The sequence below is a fragment of the Gordonia sp. (in: high G+C Gram-positive bacteria) genome (genome assembly GCF_049299075.1).
In the GTDB taxonomy this organism is placed as follows: Bacteria; Actinomycetota; Actinomycetes; order Mycobacteriales; family Mycobacteriaceae; genus Gordonia.
The window spans coordinates 1-4372 of record NZ_JBAQWU010000233.1 but is presented as its reverse complement, the minus strand read 5'-3'; the positions used below and the strand labels follow the sequence as shown (position 1 = coordinate 4372).

Here is a 4372-nt window from a genome sequence, read left to right as displayed (position 1 = left end):
GGCTGGCCCTGGCCGCCGACGGCGTCGTGCTCGGGCCGGTGGCTGCGCCCGCGGCGGTCGGCCAGGACGGCGCGCTCAGCTTTGTGATTCAACGCGAGTCGGGCAGCCCGGTCACCGAGTTTGCGGTGGCGCACGAGAAGGAGCTGCACCTGATCGTCGTGCGTACCGACGGCACACAGTTCCGCCACGTGCATCCCGAACTCGACCGAGCGACGGGCACGTGGTCGCTGCCGTGGCGCTGGGATGCCGCAGGCACATACCGCGTCTACGCCGACTTCACTCCGGCAGCGGAGGGCGCCTCGGGTGTCACGCTATCGCGCCTGGTGGAGGTGGCCGGCGACTATCAACCGGTGCCCACGCAGGTGACACGCACCGCGGAGACCGGCGGGTTCACCGTCGCCGTCGCCGGTGACCTGACGGCCGGTGCAGCGAGCGAGCTGACATTTTCGGTGACTCGGGACGGCCGGCCGGTGACGGCACTGCAGCCGTACCTCGGGGCCTTCGGGCACCTGGTCGCATTGCGTGAGGGGGACCTGGCGTATCTGCATGTGCACGCGGGGGACCCTTCGACAAGCTCAGGGGGCGGGGAGGCAAGCTCAGGGGGCGGGGAGGCAAGCTCAGGGAGCGGGGAGGCGATCGGATTCAGCGTTGCGGCACCGACCGCCGGGCGTTACCTGCTGTACCTGGACTTCCAGGTCGACGGGCAGGTGCACACCGCGCAGTTCGTGCTCGATGCCACCAGCAGTATCGGCAACGGAAACCACGACCATTCGCATTCGGGCGGGCACTGACATGCCGCAGCGCGAAGCGTCGGAGAACGGAGTGCTGGAGATGACCACCGCAACGCCACTAGTGAGTGGCACCGACCTCGAACTGGAGATCGGCGGGATGACGTGTGCGTCCTGCGCGAACCGGATCGAACGGAAACTGAACAAACTCGACGGCGTCACCGCCACCGTCAACTACGCGACCGAGAAGGCCAAAGTCACCGCGCCCGCAGGATACGACCCCGAGCTGCTGGTGGCCGAGGTGGCTAAGGCCGGCTACTCTGCCGCGCTGCCGAAGCCGAAACGGGCTGCAGCACAGGAGGATTCGGAATCTACTGACGATGCTGAGCTGAACTCGCTCCGGCAGCGGCTGCTGGTCTCGGTGGCCCTCACTCTCCCGGTGATCGCGATGGCGATGGTGCCGGCTTTCCAGTTCACCTACTGGCAGTGGGCGTCGCTGGCGCTGGCCGCACCGGTGATCGTGTGGGGCGCTTGGCCGTTCCACACTGCGGCGTGGACCAATCTGAAGCACGGCGCGGCCACCATGGACACGCTCATCTCGATGGGCACGCTCGCCGCCTTCGCGTGGAGCCTCTACGCACTGTTCTGGGGCACCGCCGGCGAGCCCGGCATGACGCACCCGTTCGAGTTCACCGTCGCCCCCTCCGACGGCGCGGCCAACATCTACCTGGAAGCCGCTGCAGGCGTCACGATGTTCATCCTGGCCGGCCGCTACTTCGAGAAGAAGTCCAAGCGGCAGGCCGGTGCCGCGCTGCGCGCCCTCCTGGAGATGGGCGCCAAAGACGTGGCGGTCCTGCGCGACGGCGCTGAAGTACGGATCGGCATTGACGACCTGGCGGTCGGCGACGAGTTCGTGGTGCGGCCCGGCGAGAAGATCGCCACCGACGGGGTGGTCACCGCGGGCAACTCCGCGGTGGACGAGTCCATGCTCACCGGCGAATCCGTGCCGGTGGAGGTGGCGCCCGGCACGGCAGTGACCGGCGCGACTGTCAATGCGAGCGGGCGTCTCGTCGTCCGGGCGACGCGCGTCGGTGCCGATACGCAGCTTGCCCAGATGGCCACGCTCGTCGAAGACGCGCAGACAGGCAAGGCCGATGTGCAGCGGCTGGCCGACCGGATTTCCGGGATCTTTGTCCCGATCGTGATCGCCATCGCGGTGGTGACGCTGGGCGCGTGGCTCGGCGGCGGGTTCCCGGTGGTGGCGGCCTTCACCGCCGCGGTCGCCGTGCTGGTGATCGCGTGCCCGTGCGCGCTCGGTCTGGCCACGCCGACGGCGCTGCTCGTCGGCACCGGCCGCGGGGCCCAGATGGGCGTACTGATCAAGGGCCCCGAAGTGCTGGAGTCCACCCGCAAGGTCGACACCATCGTGCTGGACAAGACCGGCACTGTCACCAGCGGGCAGATGACGATGGTTGACGTCGTCGTCGAACCCGGGACCGATCGCACGCAACTGCTGCGGCTGGCCGGAGCGCTGGAGGCGGCGTCCGAGCATCCGATCGCCCGCGCGATCGCCGCCGGTGCGGTGGACGAGACCGGTGCGCTCGACGTACCGGAACACTTCGTCAACGTGGAGGGCAAGGGCGTGCAGGGCACCGTCGACGGACACAGGGTGGTCGTGGGCCGCGAGACGCTGCTGGCTGAGGAGTCGGCGCACCTGTCCGACGACGTTGCCGACGCGAAAGCCCGCGCCGAAGGCGAAGGCAAGACCGTGGTGGCAGTCGGTTGGGACGGTGCGGCGCGCGGCATCGTCGTCGTCGCGGACACCGTCAAGCCGACCAGCGCGCAGGCGATCGCCGAGCTGAAGGAGCTCGGACTGCGTCCGGTGCTGCTCACCGGCGACAACGCGGCCGTCGCCCAACGGATTGCCGCCGAGGTGGGGATCGACGAGGTGTACGCCGAGGTGCTGCCCGCCGACAAAGTCGACGTCGTGCGGCGCTTGCAGGACGAGGGCAAGGTCGTGGCGATGGTCGGCGACGGGGTGAACGACGCCCCGGCGCTGGCGCAGGCCGACCTCGGACTGGCGATGGGCACCGGCACCGATGTGGCAATCGAAGCCTCCGACATCACCCTGGTGCGTGGCGATCTGCGCAGTGCGGTGGACGCAATTCGCTTGTCGCGCAAGACACTGGGGACCATCAAGGGCAACCTCTTCTGGGCCTTCGCCTACAACGTGGCGGCCATTCCGGTCGCCGCGCTGGGCATGCTCAACCCGATGCTCGCCGGGGCGGCAATGGCGTTCTCGAGTGTCTTCGTCGTCGGCAACAGCCTGCGCCTGCGCGGGTTCACGAGCGTGAGCGCCGATGCGTGAGAGCGGATGTGGTGTCGACATCACTGGGAGACAGGGAGCGAGACGAGATGAGCGAGACAGCTGACGTACACCGCGGGTACGACGAGCAGAAGGACCAGTACCTCAAGCGGATGAAGCGCATCGAGGGGCAGGCGCGCGGCATCGCCCGAATGATCGAAGAGGACAAGTACTGCATCGACATCCTCACCCAGATCAGCGCCCTTACCCGCGCGGTGCAAGGGGTGGCCACCGGGCTGCTCGACGACCACCTGCAGCACTGCGTGCTCGACGCCGCCAAAGCCGGCGACGACGAGGCGGCCAAGGCGAAGATCGCCGAAGCGACCGCCGCCATCAACCGGCTGGTACGGTCCTGACCGAACCGGCCCTATTGGCTTCGTCGAGCAACTGCTGCAGGATTTGCGGCGACAGCGCACCGCCGGAGAAGGTGGCTAGCCTGCCGACCGGGATCGAGCCCATGATCGAGATCAGGTCCACTCCCAGCGCATTGGTGCCGTCACCGCCCATACCGGCAGTCATCGCCTCGAAGACCGGACCGAACGCGGCCGCAGCAGCCGGATCGGCCAGCACCTCGCCGATCGACGAGTTCATCGACAGCGGTAGCCGGCTGACATCGCCGGCCAGCTCGACAGTCGCGGTGAGCGCGATCGCGCGGCTCGACGCACCGACGGAGACCGTGTACGCCCCCGGTTCCACCATGAATCGGTCGAACCGGGTGTCCCAGTAGGCGAGGTCATCGTGCGGGATCTCGATGGTCACCCAGGATGAACTTTGTTGCGCCACTTCCACATTCGCGAAGCCCTTCAGCTCGCGCACCGGACGCGCGACGGCCGAGTCGGGCTTGCCGATGTACACCTGCACCACGTCGCGGCCATCGCGATGGCCGGTGTTGGTGACCGTCAATTCCACGCGCAGCCCGCTGCCGGTCGGTGTGATGGTGAGGTCGGAGTACGCGAAGGTCGTGTACGAGAGGCCGTGGCCGAACGGGAAGCACACGTCGAGTTCGCGGGCGTCGTACCAGCGGTAGCCGACGAAGATACCTTCGCCGTAGGTCACGTGGCCGTGCTCCCCGGGGAAGTTCAGATACGCGGCGGTGTCTTGCAGACGCAGCGGCACCGTCTCAGCCAGTCGCCCCGACGGGTTGACGTCACCGAACAGCACATCGGTCAGGGCGCTGCCGCCCGCCTGGCCGAGTAGCGCGGCGTCGAGCAGGGCCGGAGCGGTCACCCCGGTCAGATCCACCACGCCGCCGTGATTGACGATGACCACGGTGCGCGGG

The 4372-nt window shown here is 68.3% G+C and carries 4 protein-coding genes; 3 read left to right on the top strand and 1 reads right to left on the bottom strand.

Annotated elements, in window-relative coordinates; genetic code table 11:
* From WAW85_RS07315 to WAW85_RS07305, 3 genes are all read left to right on the top strand, one after another.
* The coding region (locus tag WAW85_RS07315) for a heavy-metal-associated domain-containing protein (protein ID WP_422558967.1) at positions 1–791 on the top strand (791 nt) is incomplete at its 5' end.
* A 40-nt stretch (positions 792–831) separates the two neighbouring features.
* The gene (locus tag WAW85_RS07310; RefSeq protein ID WP_422558966.1) at positions 832–3096 is read left to right on the top strand and encodes a heavy metal translocating P-type ATPase; all 2265 of its coding nucleotides are present in this window, start codon (positions 832–834) and stop codon (positions 3094–3096) included.
* 47 nt (positions 3097–3143) lie between these two features.
* The gene (locus WAW85_RS07305) at positions 3144–3449 is read left to right on the top strand and encodes a metal-sensitive transcriptional regulator (protein WP_422558965.1); all 306 of its coding nucleotides are present in this window, start codon (positions 3144–3146) and stop codon (positions 3447–3449) included.
* On the opposite strand, the gene WAW85_RS07300 is transcribed toward WAW85_RS07305, so the two are convergent.
* On the bottom strand, positions 3427–4372 hold a 946-nt coding region (locus WAW85_RS07300; protein WP_422558964.1), incomplete at its 5' end, for a fibronectin type III-like domain-contianing protein. The genes WAW85_RS07305 and WAW85_RS07300 overlap by 23 nt on opposite strands.